Genomic DNA, 20,318 nt, shown 5'->3' with positions numbered 1-20,318 from the left:
GCCTCATCGCTGGCAAGCCAGCTCCCACAGTTTCATTGGTGTACACAACATTTGTGAACGACCGAAAACCCTGTGGGAGCTGGCTTGCCAGCGATAGCCGCGACTGGATTTCAAGCCGGGCGCCAATTATGCCTACCCCGGATGCGCCGCCGCCAACAGCTCTTTGGTATACGGATGCTGCGGCGAATCAAACACCTCATGACTCGCGCCACGCTCGACCACTTTGCCGTCCTTGATCACAATCATGTCGTGGGCCAGAGCGCGTACCACCGCCAGGTCATGGCTGATGAACAGATAAGTCAGGCCATGTTTTTCCTGCAGATCACGGAGCAGGGCGACCACTTGTTTCTGCACCGTGCGATCCAGTGCCGAGGTCGGTTCATCGAGCAAAATCAGCGCCGGTTTCAGTACCAGCGCCCGGGCAATGGCGATGCGTTGGCGCTGACCACCGGAAAACTCGTGGGGGTAGCGATGACGGCTGTCCGGGTCGAGACCGACTTCCTTGAGCACGCGGATCACCTGTTCGTCGCATTCGTCGGCGGTGGACTCGCAATGCACTTCCAGACCTTCGCTGATGATCTGCGCCACCGACATTCGCGGGCTGAGGCTGCCGAACGGATCCTGAAACACCACCTGCATCTGCCGACGCCATGGTCGCAGTTGCTTCTGGTTGAGACTGTCGAGCGCTTCACCCTGGAAGCGAATACTGCCTTCGGAGTCGAGCAAACGCAGGATCGCCTGACCGAGCGTTGACTTGCCTGAGCCGGACTCACCGACAATGCCTAAAGTCTTGCCGCGCTGAATGTTCAGGCTGATGCCGTCCACTGCGCGCAGGTATTGTTTGCGCTGAAAAAGCCCGCCACCGACGAGGAATTCGACCCGTAGATCCTCGACCTCCAGGACGTTCTCGCGCTCATCACGGGGCAACGCTTCGCCATCAGGCTCGGCGTTGAGCAGCACGCAGCTGTAAGGATGCTTCGGCTCGGTGAAGAGTGTTTCGCAGGGCGCCTGCTCGACAATTTCGCCGGCCTTCATCACACAGACACGCTGGGCGATGCTGCGCACCAGATTGAGGTCGTGGCTGATCAACAGCAGTGACATGCCCAACCGCTGTTGCAGGGATTTGAGCAGCAGCAGGATCTTGCGTTGCACGGTGACATCGAGCGCGGTGGTTGGCTCATCGGCGATCAGCAATTCTGGTTCGCAGGCCAGCGCCATGGCAATCATCACCCGTTGACGTTGGCCGCCAGATAACTGATGCGGATAGGCCTTGAGCCGCTCTTTGGGTTTCTGGATGCCCACCAGTCCGAGCAGCTCGAGGATGCGTTTTTGCGCCTCTTTGCCGCCGAGGCCGCGGTGCAGCAACAGCGTCTCGCCGATCTGCTTTTCGATGGTGTGCAGCGGGTTGAGCGAGGTCATCGGCTCCTGAAAGATCATCGCGATGCGGTTGCCACGCAATTCACGCAGGACCTTCGGATCGGCGCCGACCAGTTCCTGCCCGCGATAGCGAATGCTGCCGCTGGTATGCGCGTCGCTTCCGGGGAGCAATTGCAGGATCGAATGCGCCGTTACCGACTTGCCCGAGCCGGACTCACCGACCAGTGCCAGGCATTCACCGGGGCGGATATCCAGGCACAGGTCGCGCACCACGGTCTGACCATGGAAGGCGACGTTCAGATTACGGATTTCAATCAGGTTGTCAGTCATGGTCACGCTTCAGGATCGAGGGTCGAACGCGTCACGTAACGCTTCGCCGATGAACACCAATAAAGAAAGGATCAGCGCCAGCGTGAAAAACGCCGTCAGTCCGAGCCACGGTGCCTGCAAGTTCTGTTTGCCCTGGCCGATCAATTCGCCCAGCGAGGCACTGCCGGCCGGCATGCCGAAACCCAGAAAGTCCAGCGCGGTGAGGGTGGAAATCGCTCCGGTCAGAATGAATGGCAGGTAGCTCAACGTCGCATTCATGGCGTTGGGCAGGATGTGCCGGACGATCACTTTGCGGTCAGTCAAACCCAAGGCGCGCGCGGCTTTGACGTATTCCAGATTGCGTCCGCGCAGGAACTCGGCACGCACCACGTCCACCAATGCCAGCCATGAAAACAGCGCCATGATCCCCAGCAGCCACCAGAAATTCGGTTCGACGAAACCGGAGAGGATGATCAGCAGGTACAACACCGGCAACCCGGACCACACCTCCAGCAAACGTTGCCCAAGCAGATCGACCCAGCCGCCGTAATAGCCTTGCAAGGCGCCGGCTGCGATGCCGATCACGGCGCTGACAAACGTCAGCATCAGTGCAAACAGAATCGACACCCTTGCGCCGAAGATCACCCGCGCCAACACATCCCGCGACTGGTCGTCGGTGCCGAGCCAGTTGACCGCCGTGGGTGGGCTGGGTGCCGGTTTGTTGAGGTCGTAATTGGGTGTGTCGTCACTGAACGGAATCGGTGGAAACAGCAGCCAGCCACCGTCCTTGCGGATCAGGTTCTGCACGTAGTCGCTGCGGTAATCGGCCTGGAAGGGCAGTTGCCCGCCGAACTCCTGTTCGGTGTGGCGTTTGAATACCGGGAAATACCACTCGCCCTGATAGCTGACCATCAGCGGTTTGTCGTTGGCGATCAGTTCGCCGCCCAACGTCACCACGAACAGACCGATAAACAACCACAACGACCACCAACCCCGGCGGTTTTTCTTGAAACGCTCGAAGCGGCGGCGACCCAGGGGCGAGAGCTTTAACATCAGGCGTTCCTCGCGGCGAAGTCGATGCGCGGATCGACGAGGGTGTAGCACAGGTCGCCGATCAGTTTTATCAGCAAACCGAACAGGGTGAAGATGAACAGCGAGCCGAACACCACCGGATAGTCCCGGGAAACGGCCGCTTCGTAACTCATGCGGCCGAGACCGTCGAGAGAGAAGATCACTTCGATCAGCAGGGAACCGGCGAAGAACACACTGATAAAGGCTTGAGGAATGCCCGACACCACCAGCAACATCGCGTTGCGGAACACGTGGCCATAAAGCACACGGCGCTCGCTCAAGCCTTTGGCCCGAGCCGTGACCACGTACTGGCGGGTGATTTCGTTGAGGAACGAGTTCTTGGTCAGAATCGTCAATGTCGCGAAACCACCGATCACCAGCGCGGTGACCGGCAACACCAGATGCCAGAAGTAGTCGGCGATCTTGCCAAGGGTCGACAACGATTCGAAGTTGTCCGAGACCAGACCTCGCACCGGGAACCAGTTCAGCGAGGTGCCGCCGGCAAACACCACGATCAGGAACATCGCAAACAGAAACGCTGGCATCGCGTAGCCGATGATGATCGCCGTGCTGCTCCAGATATCGAAATGGCTGCCGTGATGCACGGCTTTGCGGATCCCCAGCGGGATCGACACCAGATAAGTGATCAGCGTCGCCCACAACCCGAGCGAGATGGTCACCGGCATTTTTTCCAGAATCAGATCGGTGACCGTCGCGCCACGAAAGAAGCTCTTGCCGAAGTCCAGTTGCGCGTAGTTCTTCAACATCAGCCACAGGCGTTCATGGGCCGGTTTGTCGAAACCGTACTGTTTTTCGATGTCCTTGATCAGTTGCGGGTCGAGACCGCGGCTGGCGCGTGATGTACCGCTCATGGTCTCGCCCGAACCGCCGCCGACATTCGTCCCGCCAATGCCCTGCAAGTGCGCGATCGCCTGCTCGACCGGGCCGCCAGGCGCGGCTTGAATGATGACGAAATTGACCAGCAGAATGATCACCAGCGTCGGAATGATCAGCAGCAAACGCCGCAGTATGTAGCCCCACATCAGCGCGGCCCTCCGGGTCTGCCACGGGTGATTTTCTCGGCGGTCATCTGTTGATTGGTCAGCGGCGTGCGGCTGATTTCCCACCAACTCTCGATGGCTTCGTCATTGCTGGCCTGAACCGACGGAATGCCGAAACGGTTCCACCAGACCGTCGAACTGCCCGGCGGATAGTAGTTGGGAATCCAGTAGTAATTCCATTGCAGCACCCGATCCAGCGCATGGGCGTAGTGCAGCATGTCGGGTTTGGTCGTGGCGCGGATCAGCCCGTTGATCAAGGTGTCCACAGCAGGGTTTTTCAACACCATGTAGTTATTGGCGCCAGGGTCGTTGGCAGATGCAGAGCCGAAATAGTTGAGCAGTTCGCCCCCCGGCGACGTAGTGACAGGGTAACCGGTGACGATCATGTCGTAGTCGCGGTTCATCAAGCGGTTGACGTACTGCGAGGCGTCGATGCGGCGGATGTTGAGGTCGATGCCGATCTGTTTCAGCGTGCGCTTGTAGGGCAGTAACAGACGATCGATGCCGTTCTGGCTGACCAGAAAGGTAAAACTCAGCGGCTCGCCTTCGGCATTCACCAGTTGATCGCCGTCGGGTTTCCAGCCGGCCTGCTCGAGCAATGCGAGGGCTTGCAATTGCTTGTCGCGGATCACGCCGCTGCCATCGGTTTTAGGCGCCTCGAAGACTTTCGTGAAGACCTCGTCGGGAACCTGTCCACGCAACGGTTCAAGGATTTTCAGCTCTTGTGCATCGGGCAACTCCCGCGCCGCCAGATCTGAATTGGAAAAGTAGCTTTGCTGGCGGATGTACAGATTGCGCATCATCTGCCGGTTGCTCCACTCGAAATCCCACAGCATCGCCAATGCCTGACGCACGCGTCGATCCTGGAAAGTCGGTTTTTGCAGGTTGAACACAAATCCCTGGGCAGATTGCGGCGCCTCGGTGGCCAGATGGGCTTTTTGCAGCCGCCCGTCGCTCAGGGCGGGGCTGTCATAACCGATCGAGTAGCCGGTGGCGGAAAACTCGCGGTTGTAGTCATAGGCGCCACCGCGCAGCACCTGGCGTGCGACGTCGGTGTCGCCGAAGTATTCGATGCTGAAATGATCAAAGTTATACAAACCGCGGCTGACCGGCAGATCCTTGCCCCACCAATCGGCATTGCGCTCGAACGTGATACTCCGTCCCGAGTCAACCTTGCCAACCCGATAAGGTCCGCTGCCCAGTGGCGGTTCATAACCACCGCCGCCGGCAAAATCGCGACGCTTCCACCAGTGCTCGGGAAACACCGGCAGGGTCGCGATATCCAGTGGCAAGGTACGGTTTTCATTGCTTTTGAAATCGAAGCGCACGGTCAGCGGTGCTTCCACTTCGAGGCCTTTGACGTCGGCGAACTGTGTGCGATAGCGCAAGCTGCCTTGGGTCATCAACAAATCGAAGGTGTAACGCACGTCTTCGGCGGTGATCGGCTTACCGTCGGCAAAGCGGGCCTTGGGGTTAATAAAGAACCGTAGCGACAGGCCGTCGACCGAGCGCTCCATTTTTTGCGCGACCAGACCGTAGACGGTGTACGGCTCGTCCATCGAACGCTGTGCCAGCGGTGAGTACAGCATGCCGTCGATCTGGCTGACGCCTATGCCTTTGTCTATATAAGGAAGGATGTGGTCGAAGTGGCCGATTTCGAGCGCCGAGCGGCGCATCGTTCCGCCCTTGGGGGCCAGCGGGTTGGTGTAGTCGAAGTGACTGAAGTCTGCGGGGTATCTGGCGGGTTCGCCATACACGGTCAACGCATGTTGCGGTGCAGCGTTCACACCAGCGGCGCCCGACAGCAGGGCGAGGGCGGTGAGCATCAATGTAGGGAAAACCAGTCGCATTGTCAGCCTTGGAACCGGGTAATCGATAGGCGCAAGTTGTACGCGAGAGGCGCGTCAGTCGCCAGCCGTATGTGTAACTGAAACACAACGGCCCACCAAAAGGCGGGCCGTTGTATAGCAATCAGACGAAGGATCAGTCCTGACGGCTGGTGACTTCCAGCAGGTGATAACCGAACTGGGTCTTCACCGGGCCTTGCACGACGTTGATCGGCGCGCTGAAGACCACGGTGTCGAATTCCTTGACCATCTGGCCAGGACCGAACGAACCCAGATCACCGCCCTGACGGCTGGACGGGCAGGTGGAATTGGCTTTGGCGACTTCGGCGAAATCAGCGCCGCCTTCGATCTGGGTCTTGAGTTCGTTGCACTTTTCTTCGCTGGCAACAAGGATGTGGCGGGCAGTGGCTTTAGCCATGGGGAAACTCTCCAATCTATTTCAGTAAAGTGTGGAGCCTACCGGAATCAGTGGCCGAATTCTCGGCAAAGTTCCGTGCGATTGTCGACTATCTGATCACAGATTCGCTGCTTTCAGGCGCGCGGCATGCTCAACGTAAAGACCAATCGGGTCGAGTTGGCCGGGGCAGCCATCGGCAGGGCGGCGCAGTGTGCTCAGGTGATTCAGCGGATAGTCAGACCGGATCACTTGCCCCAGGTGGGAGCTGAAGCGTCCTACGAAACCGTCATTCTGTTGCCCCTCCGTTATGAAATATTGCGATAGCGCCCGGTAAACGCCTTGAATCGGATCGAGAGTGGGCAGGCCGTTTGCCGGTAGCACTCCGCTCCAGGAGTAATAGTGCACGCCATTGACTTGCCCGGGGCCATCGCCGCCCCAAGTGCTGGGCAACCCCTGTGGGTATTTGTCGTTGAAGGCGCCAACCCCCACGGTGGTCAGTGCATTGAGCGCCGCCAACGCGTTCTGCGGCAGGTTGACACTACCGCTGAGCAGTGAAAGGAAGTCGGCAAACAGCGTTGCAACGTTTTGCGCGACCACTTCCGGCAACTGACCCGGAACCAGAGCCTTGCGCAGGAAGTCGGCCAGTTCGGAGCCGTGGTTTGGACCACTGACTGAAGTCACCGAAGCAACGGCGTGCGGAGCAAGCGCCGCCGCGTATCGAGCAGTCAGTGCGCCCTGGCTGTGGCCGATGAGGTTGACTTTGCTGACACCTGTGCCTCGCAGGACGCGATCAATCTGCGCCAGCAATTGCTCGCCCCTCATTTCGTTATTGTGGGTGGCGGAGAGGTGAGGAACAAACACTCGGTTTTGAGCGTTTTTCAGCGCCACCTTGACGTCGTGAAACAGCTCGAAATGGCCAATACGCTCGAATCCGAACAGGCCGTGTACCAGAAGGATGGGATAACGAGTTACAGCATTCCGTTGCATGTTCTTACCTTTTTTCGCAGAAGTTCATTGGGGAATCTGTGGGCCACTCTAAAACACACAACTCGTTGAAGAGGTACGAAGAGGCTTCAATTGGCCGTTGAATCTGGACTAGTGGTCGTGAGAAGTTTCGGAAACAGTCGAAATCCAAATCGGAAGTTCTGGCCGTCTCCCGCAGGAACCTGCTCGATCTTGCGTAAGTTGCCTACCGGCCCCATTGCTTTTGCGCCATGGATGCGGCGAATTGGGCTGATAGCGAGACCGCTCGCAAACGCGTTCAATGTTGGCTGTCGACGCCGTCAATGAAGATAGCGTTTTGCCCAAGGAATGGAATTGCGAATGAACACGCATGAGATCGAGTTTTGCTACCGGATGCGCCACACAGCCAGCGCCAGCAAGACAGGTGAATTGTTGCCAGCAGCAACGCTCGATGCGTTGCAGGGCACTGTCCTGGACCCCTCGCAAAGCAAGGTCGTCGTCCGTATCGCCGCGTATCCAGGCATGGCCAGCGGTGATCAACTGCTGTTGAGCTGGGACGGGCTGGATATCGAGGGCTATGCTTATCAGCATGAAATGGTGCGCTTCGTCAGCGAAGCTCAGGTTGGCAAAGACGTCATTTTTGTTATCAAGGGCATACACGTCGCGGCTTTGGATGGCGGCTCACTGGAGGTCCGCTGGACACTCGTCAGCGCAACATTGCCCGAGCCCGCAGTGTCTGCACCTCTGCAATTGTCTGTGGGGGATACGCGGGCGCAGTTGCTGGCGCCGCACGTCGAAGGTGCAAGTGGCGCGACGCTGGATCCGGCGCGTGTCGCTGAAGGCGTACTCATCACGCTGCAGCCATACGCCCGCATGGCTGCAGGCGATCAGGTTTCGCTAATGTGGTCTGGCGACGCATCACCCCTGTCGTTCAGCGATCGATTGAAAGTCGAAACCTTCGCAGTCTCCGATGTCCTGTCATTTTGGGTCGAGCCTGAATTCATCGCGGCACATCTTGGTGCCGAGGTTTCGGTACGCTACCGAATCGAGCAGGAGGGTGGAGTGGTGCGCGAATCCGAGCCAGCGCGAATACTGATCACGCCGTTGCTGCTAGGCGAGCTGGATGCGCCTGATGTACTGGAAGCTGAGGATGGTGTGCTACTGACGGAGGATTCGATTGATGGCGTCACTGTGGTGATCGGCAATGCCCAAACGCAAGAGGGTGAGTTGGTTTACCTCAAGTGCGACGGTGCATATTTCAATCATCGGGATGACCGTGAAATCACCCGGGAAACCGCAGGCAAACCGCTGATTTTCATCGTTCCACAGCGCTTCTGGCGTGAGCATCATGGGTCGACCGTCTCTGTCGCCTACACGGTCGAGCGTCTGGACGATGTCAGTCAGGCCTCTGCGGTAACACTGGTGCGGGTCGAGGCGTAGCTGCGACACGATTCTCCCTCCGGTTTTTAACCAACCGGAGGGCAGGTCTTGCTATCAGCCTCTGGTTTGCGCGCCAAGGCGTTGAGCCGCATCGAGCAGCAGTTGCTCGGTTGCGCTGAAACCCAGGCAGCCATCAGTGATCGAAACACCGTATTGCAGCGGTGCACTCAGTGGCTGACAACCTTCGAACAGATGCGACTCCAGCATCATGCCAATCAACGAACGATCGCCCTGCAAGCGCTGTTCAAGCACTTCGTTGAACACGCCTGGCTGGCGCAATGGATCCTTGCCACTGTTGGCGTGACTGCAGTCGACCATGATCCGGCTGGGGATCTTCAGGCGGATCAGTTCGGCGTGAATCCGTGCCACGCTCTCGCGATCATGATTCGGCCCTTGATGGCCGCCTCGCAACACTAGATGGGTGTCAGGGTTGCCGGATGTCTGAATGATGGCCGGGTGTCCCTGGCTGTCGACGCCGAAATGCCGATGAGGGTGGGCTGCCGAACGCATGGCGTCAACGGCAACGGTCGCACCACCGTCGGTGCCGTTCTTGAAGCCCACCGGCATGCTCAAGCCACTGGCCATTTCGCGATGGATTTGCGATTCAGTGGTGCGTGCGCCGATCGCAACCCAGCTCAGCAGATCGTCGAAGTAACCGGCGGCCATCGGTTGCAGCAGTTCGGTCGCCACCGGCAAACCCAGTCGGATCATTTCCAGCATCAGCTCGCGGGACAGTGCCAGGCCACCGGCCATGTCATCACTGCCATCCAGATGCGGGTCGTAGGCCAGGCCTTTCCAGCCGACAGTGGTGCGAGGTTTTTCGACGTAGGCGCGCATGACCAGCAGCATTTCGTCGCTGACTTGTTCAGCCAGCCGGGCGAGTTTGCCGGCGTATTCAAGGGCGGACTGAGGGTCGTGGATTGAGCAAGGGCCGACAATGATCAGCAGGCGCTGGTCTTCGCCGTTGAGGATCGCGCGAACCGCTTGGCGGTGGGCGGCGACCTGGCGGCTCAAGGCATGGCTCAATGGCAATTGCTGCTTGAGTTGCAACGAGCTCGGCAGACGCAGGGTCAGGGCTTCGTTGGCGCAAGTGTGGGTGGACAATGGCAGTGCAGAAACGGACGAGTTCATATTCGGTCTTCCTGGGCAGGCGGCGGGTGCTTCCCGCTCGCTCGGCCCTACTGGGGTGTTCGACAATTGGCCGTATTGGCTACGTGTTCGGGTTTGCCACCTGTAGGTGACCGATCGGAGGCGGCAGGCTGTCCCGAGCGGAGGCTGGTAAATCGCCAGGCGCTAAAGCTGTCGTAACGGTAATAAGTGGCGTAGTTCATTTCGTGAATCCTCAAAAGTGTCTGTTGTGTTGCTGAAAAGTTTGTGGCCTGAAAAAACAAAACCCCCGGTCGGGAGGCCGACCGGGGGTTGAGAAATCTCTGGTAGGCGACCCGTTTACTTGGGCGCCATGTGGGTATCAGGCGCGCCAGTGGCTAAACCAATACCCAAAATAAAAGCTGACTGGAGCGCAAACGTCATTCGCCCGGGCAGCCGCAACCGAGCGCAGGGCGCTGGCGGTATGAAGCTGTGAGAGGGCGTTGAACATGGTCTGTCTCCGATGAATGCGCCGAGCTTACTAGAGGCCTATACGCCTCAGCAATCAGAAAATGCTATCGAGCAGCCAATGAAACACCTATCGCTTGAGTCCGGCATGTGTTGTGACACACTCCGCTGTTACCCGCAGATGGCAGGAGCGGGCAAGTCCGTGATGGAGGCAAGATGAGATTTCGTATGTGTCGCGCGACACCTGAAGACTTGGTGTTTGCCCGCGCTCTCACCTGTCAGAACATGCTGCATTACTACATTCATCATGAGCTGTTGTGGCAGGACGAGGCGTTCGACGTGGCATGGTCGGGGCGTGAAAACTGGCTGATAGTGCTTGATGACGTACCGGCGGGTTTTTTCAGTCTGAGTCGGGATGTGCGGGCGCTGTATATTCGTGAATTGCAAATGGCTGAAGCCTTTCGGGGGCAGGGCGCAGGATCCTGGGTGATCGATCAGGTTATAGGCATGGCCCGACAGGAAAGGCGTCCGGCGTTACGTCTGACGGTATTCGAAAATAATCCGGCAAAGAAATTGTATGAGCGAAAAGGCCTACACGTGCAAGGCGAGGATGAGTGTTTCCTGCGAATGCAGCTCGATATCAGTACACCTGTGCTCTGAAACCCACGGCCGGCAAGCCTTGAATGATCGTTTGAAACTTTTTAAATGAAGCTTGCCGCTAGGTCTGTCGGGCACTTTTTGCTAAGGTGTCCGGCATCCCAATAAGACCATATCGCGAGGTGTCTGCTTGATTAGGGTGCTAGTGGTCGATGACCATGATCTGGTTCGTACGGGCATTACACGGATGCTGGCCGATATTGATGGCTTGCAGGTGGTTGGCCAGGCCGAGTCCGGGGAAGAATCCCTGATCAAGGCCCGAGAGTTGAAACCCGATGTGGTCCTGATGGACGTCAAGATGCCTGGCATCGGCGGACTGGAGGCCACGCGCAAACTGCTGCGCAGTCATCCAGACATCAAGGTGGTCGCGGTTACAGTGTGTGAAGAGGATCCTTTTCCTACACGGTTGCTGCAGGCTGGCGCAGCGGGTTATCTGACCAAGGGCGCCGGGTTGCCGGAAATGGTCCAGGCCATTCGCCTGGTATTTGCCGGGCAGCGCTATATCAGCCCGCAGATTGCCCAGCAATTGGCGATCAAGTCCTTTCAGCCGTCCAATGACTCACCCTTCGATGCCTTGTCCGAGCGCGAAATCCAGATCGCATTGATGATTGTCGGCTGCCAGAAGGTACAGATCATTTCCGACAAGTTGTGTCTTTCACCGAAAACCGTGAACACCTATCGCTACCGTATTTTCGAGAAGCTTTCGATCAGCAGCGACGTCGAGTTGACACTTTTGGCGGTTCGTCACGGCATGGTTGATGCCAGCCTCTGACATGACTGAAACATTCGATTCCAGTGCCTTTCTGTCGACCGTCAGCGGGCGCCCCGGCGTGTACCGCATGTTCGACAGCGATGCGCGCCTGTTGTATGTCGGCAAGGCCAAGAACCTCAAGAAGCGACTGGCCAGCTACTTTCGCAAAACCGGCCTGGCGCCGAAGACGGCTGCACTGGTCGGACGCATTGCTCAGGTCGAAACGACCATCACCGCCAATGAAACCGAGGCGCTGCTATTAGAGCAGACGCTGATCAAGGAATGGCGGCCGCCGTACAACATTCTGTTGCGCGACGACAAATCGTATCCGTATGTATTTTTGTCCGATGGCCAATTCCCGCGTTTGAGCATTCATCGTGGGGCAAAGAAGGCCAAGGGCAAATATTTCGGGCCCTATCCAAGTGCTGGCGCCATCCGTGAAAGTCTGAGCCTGCTGCAGAAAACGTTCTTCGTCCGTCAGTGTGAAGACAGTTACTACAAGAACCGTACCCGCCCGTGCCTGCAATATCAGATCAAGCGTTGCAAGGCGCCTTGCGTCGGGCTGGTCGAGCCTGATGTTTATGCTGACGACGTGCGTCATTCGGTGATGTTCCTCGAAGGGCGCAGTCATGCGCTGACCAACGAGCTGTCCAGTGCGATGGAAGAGGCGGCGATCAACCTCGAATTCGAGCGCGCCGCCGAGTTGCGTGATCAGATCGCTCTGCTGCGCCGTGTGCAGGATCAACAAAGCATGGAGGGGGGCACGGGCGATATCGATGTCATCGCGGCCTTCGTCAACCCGGGCGGCGCCTGCGTGCATTTGATCAGCGTCCGTGGCGGGCGCGTGCTGGGTAGCAAGAACTTCTTCCCGCAGGTCGGGATTGATGAAGACGTTTCTGAAGTCATGGCGGCGTTTCTAGGTCATTACTTCATCAGCAGCCCGGAGCGCGACCTGCCCAGCGAGCTGATCGTCAACGTGATGCACGAAGACTTTCCGACGGTGATCGAGGCGATCCATGAATTGCGTGGTCGCGAACTGGCCATCAGTCATCGGGTACGTGGCACGCGCGCGCGTTGGCAGCAATTGGCTGTTACCAACGCCGAGCAGGCTTTGGGTGCGCGTCTGGCCAATCGTCAGCACACAGCGGCGCGGTTTGAGGCCTTGGCTGAAGTGCTGAACCTGGATGAGCCACCGCAACGGCTTGAGTGTTATGACATCAGTCACTCCAGTGGTGAGGCGACGGTCGCTTCCTGCGTGGTCTTTGGTCCGGAAGGCGCGATCAAATCGGATTACCGTCGCTACAACATCGAAGGTGTCACGGCGGGCGACGATTACGCCGCCATGCACCAGGCCCTGACGCGCCGTTTCAGCAAACTCAAGGACGGCGAGGGTAAGTTGCCGGACATTCTGCTGGTAGACGGTGGCAAGGGTCAGCTATCGATGGCTCGCGACGTGCTTAATGAATTGGCCGTACCGGATTTGATCCTGCTCGGTGTCGCGAAGGGTGCAACGCGCAAGGCGGGTTTCGAAACGTTGTATCTGAATGATGCGGCGCACGAGTTCACCTTGCGCGGTGACTCGCCGGCGCTGCACCTGATTCAGCAGATACGCGACGAAGCGCACCGTTTTGCAATTACGGGACACCGGGCACGTCGTGGCAAAACCCGCCGTACGTCAACGCTGGAAGGCGTTGCTGGAGTAGGGCCGACCCGACGTCGCGACTTGTTGAAACATTTTGGTGGATTGCAGGAGCTGACTCGTGCAAGCATCGAAGAGATAGCGAAAGCCCCGGGGATCAGTAAAAAGCTCGCAGAGTCGATTTATGCGAACCTGCATAGCGAGTAGAATGCCCCTTCACCTCGTAGCCAGTTGTGCCGATGAATATCCCTAATTTGATTACCGTTCTACGCGTCCTGCTCATCCCGATCTTCATTCTGCTGTTCTATCTGCCATATCAGTGGAGCTACATGGCCTCCGCCTCGGTGTTTGCCTTTGCGGCAGCAACGGACTGGCTGGATGGTTATCTGGCGCGGCGCCTGGAGCAAAGCACTCCGTTCGGAGCGTTTCTTGATCCGGTCGCTGACAAACTCATGGTCGCCGTTGCGCTGGTGCTGCTGGTTCAAGAGCACGGCAACCTCTGGCTCACGCTGCCAGCGGCGGTAATTATCGGTCGCGAGATCGTCGTTTCGGCACTGCGTGAATGGATGGCCGAACTCGGTGCGCGCGCCCACGTGGCTGTATCGAATCTCGGCAAATGGAAAACCGCAGCGCAAATGCTCGCGTTGGTGATTCTGTTAGCTCATCCGAAGGACTTCAACTTCTGGGTTATCTTGGGTTACGCCTTGCTCCTGGTGTCGGCAGGCCTGACTTTGTGGTCGATGGTTCAATACCTGCGCGCCGCCTGGCCGCATCTGAAGACTGATGTAGAAAAGAAATAAAACTTTTTTGAATCAAGGGGTTGACGGAGCTTCTTAATTCTATAGAATGCGCATCACCAAGCGGGAATAGCTCAGTTGGTAGAGCACGACCTTGCCAAGGTCGGGGTCGCGAGTTCGAGTCTCGTTTCCCGCTCCAATTTGTACGTGTTTGTTGTTGTGCTACTGACAGCAGATGCTTTGAGGCCGAGTAGCAAAATGGTTATGCAGTGGATTGCAAATCCACCTACGCCGGTTCGATTCCGACCTCGGCCTCCACTATAAACAAGCTCCGTAGATCCATGATTTACGGAGCTTTTTTATTTGCAGTGCGTTGCAAGATTTAGTCTTGAAAAACGGCCATTGCGAACTTGCTTCACCGGGAAGTGATGTATATATTTCCCGCTCGGCTGCTGGAGCCTGCATCCTGTCAGGATTGCGAGCAAGCCGCTGGAAACAGCAACACAGCGCTACCGCCCGAATGGCGAAACTGGTAGACGCATGGGACTTAAAATCCCCCGCTCGTAAGGGCGTGCCGGTTCGATTCCGGCTTCGGGCACCATCTATATCAAGAGCTTGCATGACATACCTCATGCAAGCCCTTAGTTCTTTTTTCCGCAATCAAAAAATCTTTTATGCAATTCCTGCCCTTCTGTCACTTCGTAGGGGGTTACCTTCATGCCCTTACGCGTCCGGATATCCTGTTCTTTCAGCCCGACAGATGCATGCCCTAACTGGCCTCGAGCTGCGTGGATGCTCTCTGTTGGCTCCTCTTCGCCCGCTTTCGCTTTTGCTCGTATCCCGAATTTGAAATTTTGCTTGCGGAATTCAGGCGCAACCGGCACGTAACATTCATTCAGTGGAACTCGGCGTTGTCCGATTCATAATGGCGTGGTGAGCGAAAACGGAAGGCGCAGTTCTTCGACAGGCCCTGTATCCCTGCCGCACATTTCGTCGTGCACGCATTGCTGCACCAGCACGCAAGGAAATGCAGGGACGGTTTGCAGCAAGTCACGCAGGTGGGTGATCGAACGCAGGTGCATCGGCTTGGTCGCATCATCAAGCAAGGTGAACTTGCCGTGGTCCAGGCGAATCCGTGCCAGATAAAAACCACCTTCGAGTGACAGCAGTTCCAGCTCGCGTATTTCGCTGTTGGCCGCGTGTTCGGTGAGGGTCTTCAGGTTCATGCTTCACTCCTTGCCTACCAGGGCAGGCGTTCTCCATCGTAAGCAAAGAAATGGCCGCTGTCGGCCGGCGTCAACTGGTCTATCAAGGTCAGTAATTGGGCCGCGGCAATGTCTGCCGGCCGGGCACTGGAGGCTCCGCGGAAAGGTTGCGACAACCCCGAGACAACCGTGCCTGGGTGCAGACTGAGCAAGCGGCTCTGCGGGCGAGTGCGTGCCAGTTCGATGGCGGCGGTCTTGATCAGCATGTTCAGTGCAGCCTTGGAGGCGCGATAGGCGTACCAGCCGCCCAAACGGTTGTCGCCAATGCTCCCGACCTTTGCCGAAAGCATCGCCATCGCTCCCATAGGATCGAGCAGCGGCAGAAAGTGGCGCAGCACCAATGCCGGCCCCAGCGCGTTCACTTGAAACACGGTCTGAAGCGCCTCCGGCTCAATTGCACTGAGGCTTTTTTCCGGCTTGATTCCGTCGCGATGGAGCAGGCCGGCCGCGTGTACGATCAGTTGATACGGTGCTTCGGATGCCAGCTCGGTGGCGGCGCTGGCAATCGTTTCGGGTCGTTCAAGGTCCAGCTCCGGAACGGTATGGCGCCCCAGCGCGCGAACGCCGGCACAGAGCGGATCCTGTTCGAGCTGTTCGCAAAAAGCCGTGCCGAGGGTTCCACTGGCGCCGATCACCAGCGCGCGATAACCGTCGCCTAGCGAGGCCATGGTCAATACGCGATTCATTGGCTCGCTCCGGCGCCCTGGCGACGGAAGAATAGCGTCACCAGGCCGACCTCTACCCCGAACTTGGACATAGCGGTGCGGTTGATCAACGTGTCCTCGTCCATCAGGTACATCCAGTCGTCCATGCTCATTTCGTAGGTCGAGTCGTCGACCGGGAGGTTCAGGCGATAACGCCAGTGCAGCGTGTTTCCAGCGATTTGGCCCTTGGCGACACCCACCACATCATCCGCGCGACCGCTCCAGCGCCCCTGGCCCTCGGGCGTGAGGGTCCAGACGCGGCGCTGGCGTGTGCCGTCGCTGTATTTGAAGCGCTCGTCGAGAATCAGGTTGTTGCCCTCGCGGTGGCTGACGATGTTGACCTCGAAGCGCTTGACAACCTCACCGCTGCGCTTCTGAAACATCCCCCAGGCTTTGACGGGCTGGCTGAAAAAATGCTCCAGATTCAATGCCGGTTGCTGATCCGCATAACGGGCGACATCCACACTGCTGCAACTCCCGACGCTGAGGGCCATTGCCAGTATCAGTAGAAATCGGGTCATTGCCTTACTCCCTGAAGTACAAAGGTGACGAGTGTGAAGTTTCGAACTATGGGCTTGTACAATGGGCAGGCCCTGTATAGGTTTATCGCCGTCCGATCAGCTGCAGAAACTCCTGCCGCGTCGTCGAACTATCACGGAAGGCGCCCAGCATTACGGAGGAAGTCATGACCGAATTCTGCTTCTCTACGCCGCGCATCATCATGCACATGTGCCTGGCTTCAATGACCACCGCCACACCGGCGGCATCGGTGATCTGCTGGATGGCTTCAGCAATCTGCCGGGTGAGGTTTTCCTGGATCTGCAGGCGACGCGCGAACATATCAACCACTCGCGCGACCTTTGATAGCCCCAGCACCCTGCCGGTGGGGATGTAGGCCACATGCGCCTTACCGATAAAGGGCAGCATGTGGTGCTCACACAAGGAATAAAGCTCGATGTCGCTGACGATCACCATTTCATCGCTCTGCGACTCGAACAAGGCACCGTTGGTGACGTCTTCCAGGCTCAACGTGTAGCCATTGCACAGATACTGCATCGCTTTGGCGGCACGCTTGGGCGTGTCTAACAGCCCCTCGCGCTCGGGGTTCTCACCGACGCCGACGAGAATTTCACGGTAATGGCTGGCTAGTAGTGGGTTCATTGAAGTGTCTCGTGGCGTTGGTATGGGTGAGGGCCAATCCATAGCTAAAAAGTTGTACGCCGCTAAGTGCGCTGTATAGGTTTTATTCAAGATAGGCTGAAAAAAATCATCTGACAATGAATCGGCAATCTTTTTGTGCAGATGCGAAAACTTCACATCGCAGATGTATGAGGTTGCTCGGATAGCTTCTCGGAAGCCAATGCTCACGACGTGCACTTACAACCTGGGATGGGAAACACTTACATGGCAGTGCCGCCAACCATCGCGGTATCGGCGGCGAACCTGAGTTCAGTGTTAATGCTCAGAAGGGTGAAGCAGGCGATAGCAACGCGTTTGACGAACGCGTGAATGATGCGTCTCTTTGATTCTTCGACCCGTCGAATGTGAGGCGATGGATCTACGCAGAGACACGAAAAAAGGGCCGAGAGAATCGGCCCTTTTTATGCTGTCCTAAACAAAGGCTTGTCCGCTAAAGCCGCGGGGCAGCCGCTGAAGTCCGACCATCGTCGTCAGCCGTTCAATCCATTCGGCGCGCCAGTTTGCTGGGCCGTGTGAGGTTTTTGCGTGTCGCGCGGTGCGGCGGGCCGCGTTGCGCTGGTCTTTTCTTGCTTGTTTGAAGGCATCGGTATTGCGGCAACTGCGGCATTTCACGCGATTGAGTTCTTTGCTCGCGCTCAGTTGTTCGCCTTTGTGACCACAGGCCAGGTGCCCGTCGACGTTGAAATGGATGACCATGCACTGTCTCCTTCGTGACGTGTATAGATTTTGACCATTTCAATACAACGACGTTCGGGGCGGTTTTCGGCAGGCAAAAAAACACCCGCATGCGGGCGGGTGAGAGGGGTGTTTCTAAAGGAGTGACGCTACTGTAGGCCAGCAGATGTGATGGTTATGTGAAAAGAACCACGCCAGTTCACAATCCAGATAAAACGCGCCCAAGCAGGATTTCAGTGACACTCGTGCCACCTCGGGTGATTACCGCTGAAAACCCGTTGTCATCTGAAGCGAGGCAGTGGCCGATCAATAGGCTTTAGCGCCGACAGTGAGTTGCGGATCAGCGGAGTATCTTTTTCGATGTCATTCAGGCGATCGCGGATGCGCAGGGCTGTCGGGTGCCCGCCTTGATGATCGACCCAGTCGGCTATCTCTTTGCAAGCGGCCGCGAGGCGCGCCTGCCGGGCGTCGAGCAGGGTGAGGAGGGTGGTGATGGACTCTTTTTCGGACATGAAACACCTCCGTACTTTGAAACCGCTGAGCGGCAGCAAAAAGCCCGCGAGTTGCGAGCTTTCTGCCGATGGGGCGCTGCTCCTTCAGCTGGTTTCAGTATAGACCCGCTGCTGATCGGCATCAGCTTGATAACTGTCGGGCCGGTGTGGTTGAACTGGCTGCGTTGAGACGCTTGCATTCGTCTCGGGCGTCCCCTTCCACGTCGTAGCCATCGCCAATGAAACCGCCAGTGCGAGTATCGCAGATGCGAAACCAGCTCTTGGCTTCTGCGGGATCATGCTGGCTATCAGTGGCGCGTCGCCCGTGAATGATGATCTTGTTGCAACGCTTCACGACGAAAATGTCTTCCATGGCGTCACCGCAGTTGATTCGTGTCACATCTACTATAGAAGCCTTAAGCAATTGTGCAAAAAACAGTCAGGTCAATTCGTCGGTTGCAGGCGCCATCCTTCGGCGTGCCACTGCAGTTCATGGGTTGGGTTTAACGCCCGTAGAAACGCCTGATCGTGGGAAACCGCCACAATCGCCCCGGGAAATGTCTGCAAGGCTTGCTCGAAAGCTTCCACCGAGGTCAGATCAAGGTGATTGGTCGGCTCATCGAGCAGCAGTAATTGCGCGGGTGTCTGGCGCCATAACGCCAGAGCAAGCGCGGCTTTCAGGCGTTCACCGCCACTGAGTGAACCGCAGGGCAGGGTGACGCGTTGCGCGTTGAGTTGCAGGTGTGCCAGGTAACTGCGCAACGTGCCTTCGCTCAGCGGTGTTTGTTGCTCCTTCAGCTGTTCAACGATAGACATACGATCATCCAGCAACGTCAGTTGCTGATCGAGGAAAGCCAACGGCACATGGGCGAAGCAGGCGCCGGACAGTGGCTTCAGTTCACCGCTTAGCAGGTTCAACAAAGTCGATTTGCCGCAGCCGTTCGGACCACTGACCGCAATGCGCATCGGCCCGTGGATGGCGAGGTTCAGCCGTGTCGATGGCGCGTCAACCGGTAGCCACGGCAAACGGGCGTCGATCAGCGTGCAGACCTGGCGCGTGCTCGGCACGATGCTTCCCGGCAGATTGATCAAGACGCCGCCGTCAGGTAGGACCTTCGCGAAGGCGTCTCGCACCCGGGTATCGAGATCGGTTTTATGTGACTGCTGGCCAAGGCGCACGTGGCCCATGATTTCCCGCGCAGCCGCTTTCATCGCCGCCCGTTCGAAGCCGGCCATGTTGGCGGTCTGTGCGTCGCGTCGACTGCTGGCGGCGTGCCGCTGGATTGTGTCGTGCTCGCGTTGCAGTCGTGCACGCTGGCGCTGGCGTTCGACTCGGGCCTGATCGAGCTTTGCCTGCGCCGCAGCTTGATGGATCTGCCGCTGTTCAGTGAATTCTGAATAGCGCCCTCTGAAGACAGTCGCCCCCAATGGCGTGAGTTCGACAATTCGACGCATCTGTTCCAGTAACTGGCGGTCGTGACTGACGACAATCAGGCCACTGCGCCATGCTTCCAGTGTTTTCAACAGCCATTGCCGACCCGCGCTGTCGAGGTGGTTGGTCGGCTCATCCAGCACCAGTAATTGCACGGGGTTCAGCAGCGCACCGATCAGGGCGATTCGGGCCTGCTGGCCACCGCTGAGCGTTTGCGTCAGGTCGGTGGCAACGATGTCGGGCAGTCCGGCTTCATCCAGTCGCTGACGCAAGCGCTCCGGTAAATCCCAGCGTTCGCCGATGAGGTCGAAATCCTCGCTACTGGCGCAACCCATCTCCAGCCGCTCGAGCGCCGCGAGTCCCGGCGCCGTGCCTGTTGCGTCGGCTACTGTTTGCCCGCAGGAGGCGACGAAGTTTTGCGCAACGTAATTCACCGAAACTGAACGCACCAAACTGCCGGTGCCAGGCTGCAATTGTCCGGCTATCAGCCGCGCGAGCACGCTTTTGCCGACGCCATTGCGACCCACGATAGCCGTCGGCAGATGATCGAATTTGAGATTGAGGTCGTTGAAAATCGTCTCGCCATTGGCGAATTGAAAGCCCATTTGATTCAGGGAGACGAGTGCAGGCGTACGCGAGACGTGAGTCATCGGCACCTCCAGAAAATGTCGTGAAAACTGACAAGCGCTAATAAGCGGCAAGTCGCGATTACATTTTTAGAAGGCCGGGTTGTTCACGTTTGCGATCA

Annotated in this window: 21 protein-coding genes and 3 tRNA genes; 8 read left to right on the top strand and 16 right to left on the bottom strand. The window is 57.7% G+C overall.

Translation table 11 applies throughout. From position 1 onward, the window contains the following. Positions 1–132 precede the first annotated feature (132 nt). From ACA061_RS14695 to ACA061_RS14670, 6 genes are all read right to left on the bottom strand, one after another. Positions 133–1,707 carry an ABC transporter ATP-binding protein gene (locus ACA061_RS14695; RefSeq protein WP_497299479.1) on the bottom strand — a complete coding sequence of 525 codons (1,575 nt, stop codon included), beginning with the start codon at positions 1,705–1,707 and terminating at the stop codon, positions 133–135. A 9-nt stretch (positions 1,708–1,716) separates the two neighbouring features. Further along, positions 1,717–2,739 (bottom strand): ABC transporter permease, encoded by a 1,023-nt coding sequence (locus tag ACA061_RS14690; RefSeq protein WP_150615468.1) that lies wholly within the window; start codon positions 2,737–2,739, stop codon positions 1,717–1,719. Beyond that, positions 2,739–3,800: a microcin C ABC transporter permease YejB gene (locus ACA061_RS14685; RefSeq protein WP_150602444.1), complete on the bottom strand. Its 1,062-nt coding sequence runs from the start codon at positions 3,798–3,800 to the stop codon at positions 2,739–2,741. Before ACA061_RS14685 ends, ACA061_RS14690 begins: the two co-directional genes overlap by 1 nt. Next, positions 3,800–5,668 (bottom strand): extracellular solute-binding protein, encoded by a 1,869-nt coding sequence (locus ACA061_RS14680; RefSeq protein ID WP_210699917.1) that lies wholly within the window; start codon positions 5,666–5,668, stop codon positions 3,800–3,802. The genes ACA061_RS14685 and ACA061_RS14680 overlap by 1 nt, the downstream gene beginning before the upstream one ends. 133 nt (positions 5,669–5,801) lie before the next feature. Next, positions 5,802–6,083: a peptidylprolyl isomerase gene (locus ACA061_RS14675; RefSeq protein ID WP_150615470.1), complete on the bottom strand. Its 282-nt coding sequence runs from the start codon at positions 6,081–6,083 to the stop codon at positions 5,802–5,804. A gap of 96 nt (positions 6,084–6,179) precedes the next feature. Beyond that, a complete protein-coding gene (locus ACA061_RS14670; protein ID WP_150615471.1) occupies positions 6,180–7,049 on the bottom strand; it encodes an esterase/lipase family protein in 870 nt (289 codons plus the stop codon). A gap of 336 nt (positions 7,050–7,385) precedes the next feature. On the opposite strand from ACA061_RS14670, the gene ACA061_RS14665 reads away from it, so the two are divergent. Beyond that, positions 7,386–8,465 (top strand): hypothetical protein, encoded by a 1,080-nt coding sequence (locus ACA061_RS14665; protein WP_497299478.1) that lies wholly within the window; start codon positions 7,386–7,388, stop codon positions 8,463–8,465. A gap of 54 nt (positions 8,466–8,519) precedes the next feature. Here ACA061_RS14665 and ACA061_RS14660 read toward each other — a convergent pair whose 3' ends face one another. After that, positions 8,520–9,596 carry a 3-deoxy-7-phosphoheptulonate synthase gene (locus ACA061_RS14660; protein WP_150615473.1) on the bottom strand — a complete coding sequence of 359 codons (1,077 nt, stop codon included), beginning with the start codon at positions 9,594–9,596 and terminating at the stop codon, positions 8,520–8,522. Between the two features lie 639 nt (positions 9,597–10,235). Here ACA061_RS14660 and ACA061_RS14655 point away from each other — a divergent pair. The 7 genes from ACA061_RS14655 to ACA061_RS14625 all read left to right on the top strand — a co-directional run bounded on the left by ACA061_RS14655 (position 10,236) and on the right by ACA061_RS14625 (position 14,404). Then, positions 10,236–10,679 (top strand): GNAT family N-acetyltransferase, encoded by a 444-nt coding sequence (locus ACA061_RS14655; RefSeq protein WP_210552850.1) that lies wholly within the window; start codon positions 10,236–10,238, stop codon positions 10,677–10,679. A gap of 127 nt (positions 10,680–10,806) precedes the next feature. Beyond that, the gene (gene gacA / locus ACA061_RS14650; RefSeq protein ID WP_016984198.1) at positions 10,807–11,448 is read left to right on the top strand and encodes a response regulator transcription factor GacA; all 642 of its coding nucleotides are present in this window, start codon (positions 10,807–10,809) and stop codon (positions 11,446–11,448) included. A 1-nt stretch (position 11,449) separates the two neighbouring features. After that, complete coding sequence (uvrC, locus tag ACA061_RS14645; RefSeq protein WP_042562105.1) at positions 11,450–13,273, top strand: excinuclease ABC subunit UvrC; 1,824 nt, start codon at positions 11,450–11,452, stop codon at positions 13,271–13,273. Between the two features lie 32 nt (positions 13,274–13,305). Continuing rightward, a complete protein-coding gene (pgsA, locus tag ACA061_RS14640) occupies positions 13,306–13,866 on the top strand; it encodes a CDP-diacylglycerol--glycerol-3-phosphate 3-phosphatidyltransferase (RefSeq protein ID WP_150592577.1) in 561 nt (186 codons plus the stop codon). Between the two features lie 60 nt (positions 13,867–13,926). Beyond that, positions 13,927–14,002: transfer RNA gene (locus ACA061_RS14635), tRNA-Gly, on the top strand. Positions 14,003–14,047: 45 nt separating this feature from the next. Next, positions 14,048–14,121 (top strand) — tRNA-Cys (locus tag ACA061_RS14630). Between the two features lie 196 nt (positions 14,122–14,317). After that, positions 14,318–14,404, top strand: a tRNA-Leu gene (locus ACA061_RS14625). Between the two features lie 40 nt (positions 14,405–14,444). Here the strand turns inward: ACA061_RS14625 and ACA061_RS14620 are convergent. The 9 genes from ACA061_RS14620 to ACA061_RS14580 form a co-directional block, all read right to left on the bottom strand. Beyond that, positions 14,445–14,687 carry a hypothetical protein gene (locus ACA061_RS14620; protein WP_224450865.1) on the bottom strand — a complete coding sequence of 81 codons (243 nt, stop codon included), beginning with the start codon at positions 14,685–14,687 and terminating at the stop codon, positions 14,445–14,447. A 36-nt stretch (positions 14,688–14,723) separates the two neighbouring features. Beyond that, the gene (locus tag ACA061_RS14615; RefSeq protein WP_150602380.1) at positions 14,724–15,029 is read right to left on the bottom strand and encodes a DUF6482 family protein; all 306 of its coding nucleotides are present in this window, start codon (positions 15,027–15,029) and stop codon (positions 14,724–14,726) included. Between the two features lie 14 nt (positions 15,030–15,043). Further along, positions 15,044–15,754: an SDR family oxidoreductase gene (locus ACA061_RS14610; RefSeq protein WP_210552847.1), complete on the bottom strand. Its 711-nt coding sequence runs from the start codon at positions 15,752–15,754 to the stop codon at positions 15,044–15,046. Then, the gene (locus ACA061_RS14605; RefSeq protein ID WP_210552846.1) at positions 15,751–16,293 is read right to left on the bottom strand and encodes a DUF3833 domain-containing protein; all 543 of its coding nucleotides are present in this window, start codon (positions 16,291–16,293) and stop codon (positions 15,751–15,753) included. The genes ACA061_RS14610 and ACA061_RS14605 overlap by 4 nt, the downstream gene beginning before the upstream one ends. A gap of 82 nt (positions 16,294–16,375) precedes the next feature. Continuing rightward, positions 16,376–16,933, bottom strand: a complete 558-nt coding sequence (gene folE, locus ACA061_RS14600; protein ID WP_047301436.1) for a GTP cyclohydrolase I FolE — start codon at positions 16,931–16,933, stop codon at positions 16,376–16,378. Positions 16,934–17,383: 450 nt separating this feature from the next. Beyond that, complete coding sequence (locus ACA061_RS14595; protein ID WP_150615476.1) at positions 17,384–17,668, bottom strand: hypothetical protein; 285 nt, start codon at positions 17,666–17,668, stop codon at positions 17,384–17,386. A 260-nt stretch (positions 17,669–17,928) separates the two neighbouring features. Further along, complete coding sequence (locus tag ACA061_RS14590) at positions 17,929–18,159, bottom strand: hypothetical protein (RefSeq protein ID WP_150615477.1); 231 nt, start codon at positions 18,157–18,159, stop codon at positions 17,929–17,931. Positions 18,160–18,280: 121 nt separating this feature from the next. Beyond that, complete coding sequence (locus ACA061_RS14585) at positions 18,281–18,511, bottom strand: hypothetical protein (RefSeq protein WP_497299477.1); 231 nt, start codon at positions 18,509–18,511, stop codon at positions 18,281–18,283. 71 nt (positions 18,512–18,582) lie between these two features. Beyond that, positions 18,583–20,220, bottom strand: coding sequence for an ATP-binding cassette domain-containing protein (locus tag ACA061_RS14580; RefSeq protein WP_497299476.1), 1,638 nt, complete (start codon positions 20,218–20,220; stop codon positions 18,583–18,585). Positions 20,221–20,318: the final 98 nt, after the last annotated feature.

This window comes from Pseudomonas sp. LBUM1668 (assembly GCF_059695715.1).
The sequence above is the reverse complement of the archived record's forward strand: the minus strand, read 5'-3'. Positions and strand labels throughout refer to the sequence as shown.

Excerpts from the sequence above, each read along its gene's own strand:
- pgsA (WP_150592577.1), top strand. The coding sequence starts at position 13,306 with ATGAATATCCCTAATTTGATTACCGTTCTACGCGTCCTGCTCATCCCG.
- ACA061_RS14610 (WP_210552847.1), bottom strand. The coding sequence starts at position 15,754 with ATGAATCGCGTATTGACCATGGCCTCGCTAGGCGACGGTTATCGCGCG.
- ACA061_RS14675 (WP_150615470.1), bottom strand. The coding sequence starts at position 6,083 with ATGGCTAAAGCCACTGCCCGCCACATCCTTGTTGCCAGCGAAGAAAAG.
- ACA061_RS14685 (WP_150602444.1), bottom strand. The coding sequence starts at position 3,800 with ATGTGGGGCTACATACTGCGGCGTTTGCTGCTGATCATTCCGACGCTG.
- ACA061_RS14580 (WP_497299476.1), bottom strand. The coding sequence starts at position 20,220 with ATGACTCACGTCTCGCGTACGCCTGCACTCGTCTCCCTGAATCAAATG.
- ACA061_RS14655 (WP_210552850.1), top strand. The coding sequence starts at position 10,236 with ATGAGATTTCGTATGTGTCGCGCGACACCTGAAGACTTGGTGTTTGCC.
- ACA061_RS14665 (WP_497299478.1), top strand. The coding sequence starts at position 7,386 with ATGAACACGCATGAGATCGAGTTTTGCTACCGGATGCGCCACACAGCC.
- ACA061_RS14690 (WP_150615468.1), bottom strand. The coding sequence starts at position 2,739 with ATGTTAAAGCTCTCGCCCCTGGGTCGCCGCCGCTTCGAGCGTTTCAAG.
- ACA061_RS14615 (WP_150602380.1), bottom strand. The coding sequence starts at position 15,029 with ATGAACCTGAAGACCCTCACCGAACACGCGGCCAACAGCGAAATACGC.
- ACA061_RS14585 (WP_497299477.1), bottom strand. The coding sequence starts at position 18,511 with ATGGAAGACATTTTCGTCGTGAAGCGTTGCAACAAGATCATCATTCAC.
- ACA061_RS14680 (WP_210699917.1), bottom strand. The coding sequence starts at position 5,668 with ATGCGACTGGTTTTCCCTACATTGATGCTCACCGCCCTCGCCCTGCTG.
- ACA061_RS14590 (WP_150615477.1), bottom strand. The coding sequence starts at position 18,159 with ATGTCCGAAAAAGAGTCCATCACCACCCTCCTCACCCTGCTCGACGCC.
- ACA061_RS14670 (WP_150615471.1), bottom strand. The coding sequence starts at position 7,049 with ATGCAACGGAATGCTGTAACTCGTTATCCCATCCTTCTGGTACACGGC.
- ACA061_RS14605 (WP_210552846.1), bottom strand. The coding sequence starts at position 16,293 with ATGACCCGATTTCTACTGATACTGGCAATGGCCCTCAGCGTCGGGAGT.
- ACA061_RS14595 (WP_150615476.1), bottom strand. The coding sequence starts at position 17,668 with ATGGTCATCCATTTCAACGTCGACGGGCACCTGGCCTGTGGTCACAAA.
- uvrC (WP_042562105.1), top strand. The coding sequence starts at position 11,450 with ATGACTGAAACATTCGATTCCAGTGCCTTTCTGTCGACCGTCAGCGGG.
- ACA061_RS14695 (WP_497299479.1), bottom strand. The coding sequence starts at position 1,707 with ATGACTGACAACCTGATTGAAATCCGTAATCTGAACGTCGCCTTCCAT.
- folE (WP_047301436.1), bottom strand. The coding sequence starts at position 16,933 with ATGAACCCACTACTAGCCAGCCATTACCGTGAAATTCTCGTCGGCGTC.
- ACA061_RS14660 (WP_150615473.1), bottom strand. The coding sequence starts at position 9,596 with ATGAACTCGTCCGTTTCTGCACTGCCATTGTCCACCCACACTTGCGCC.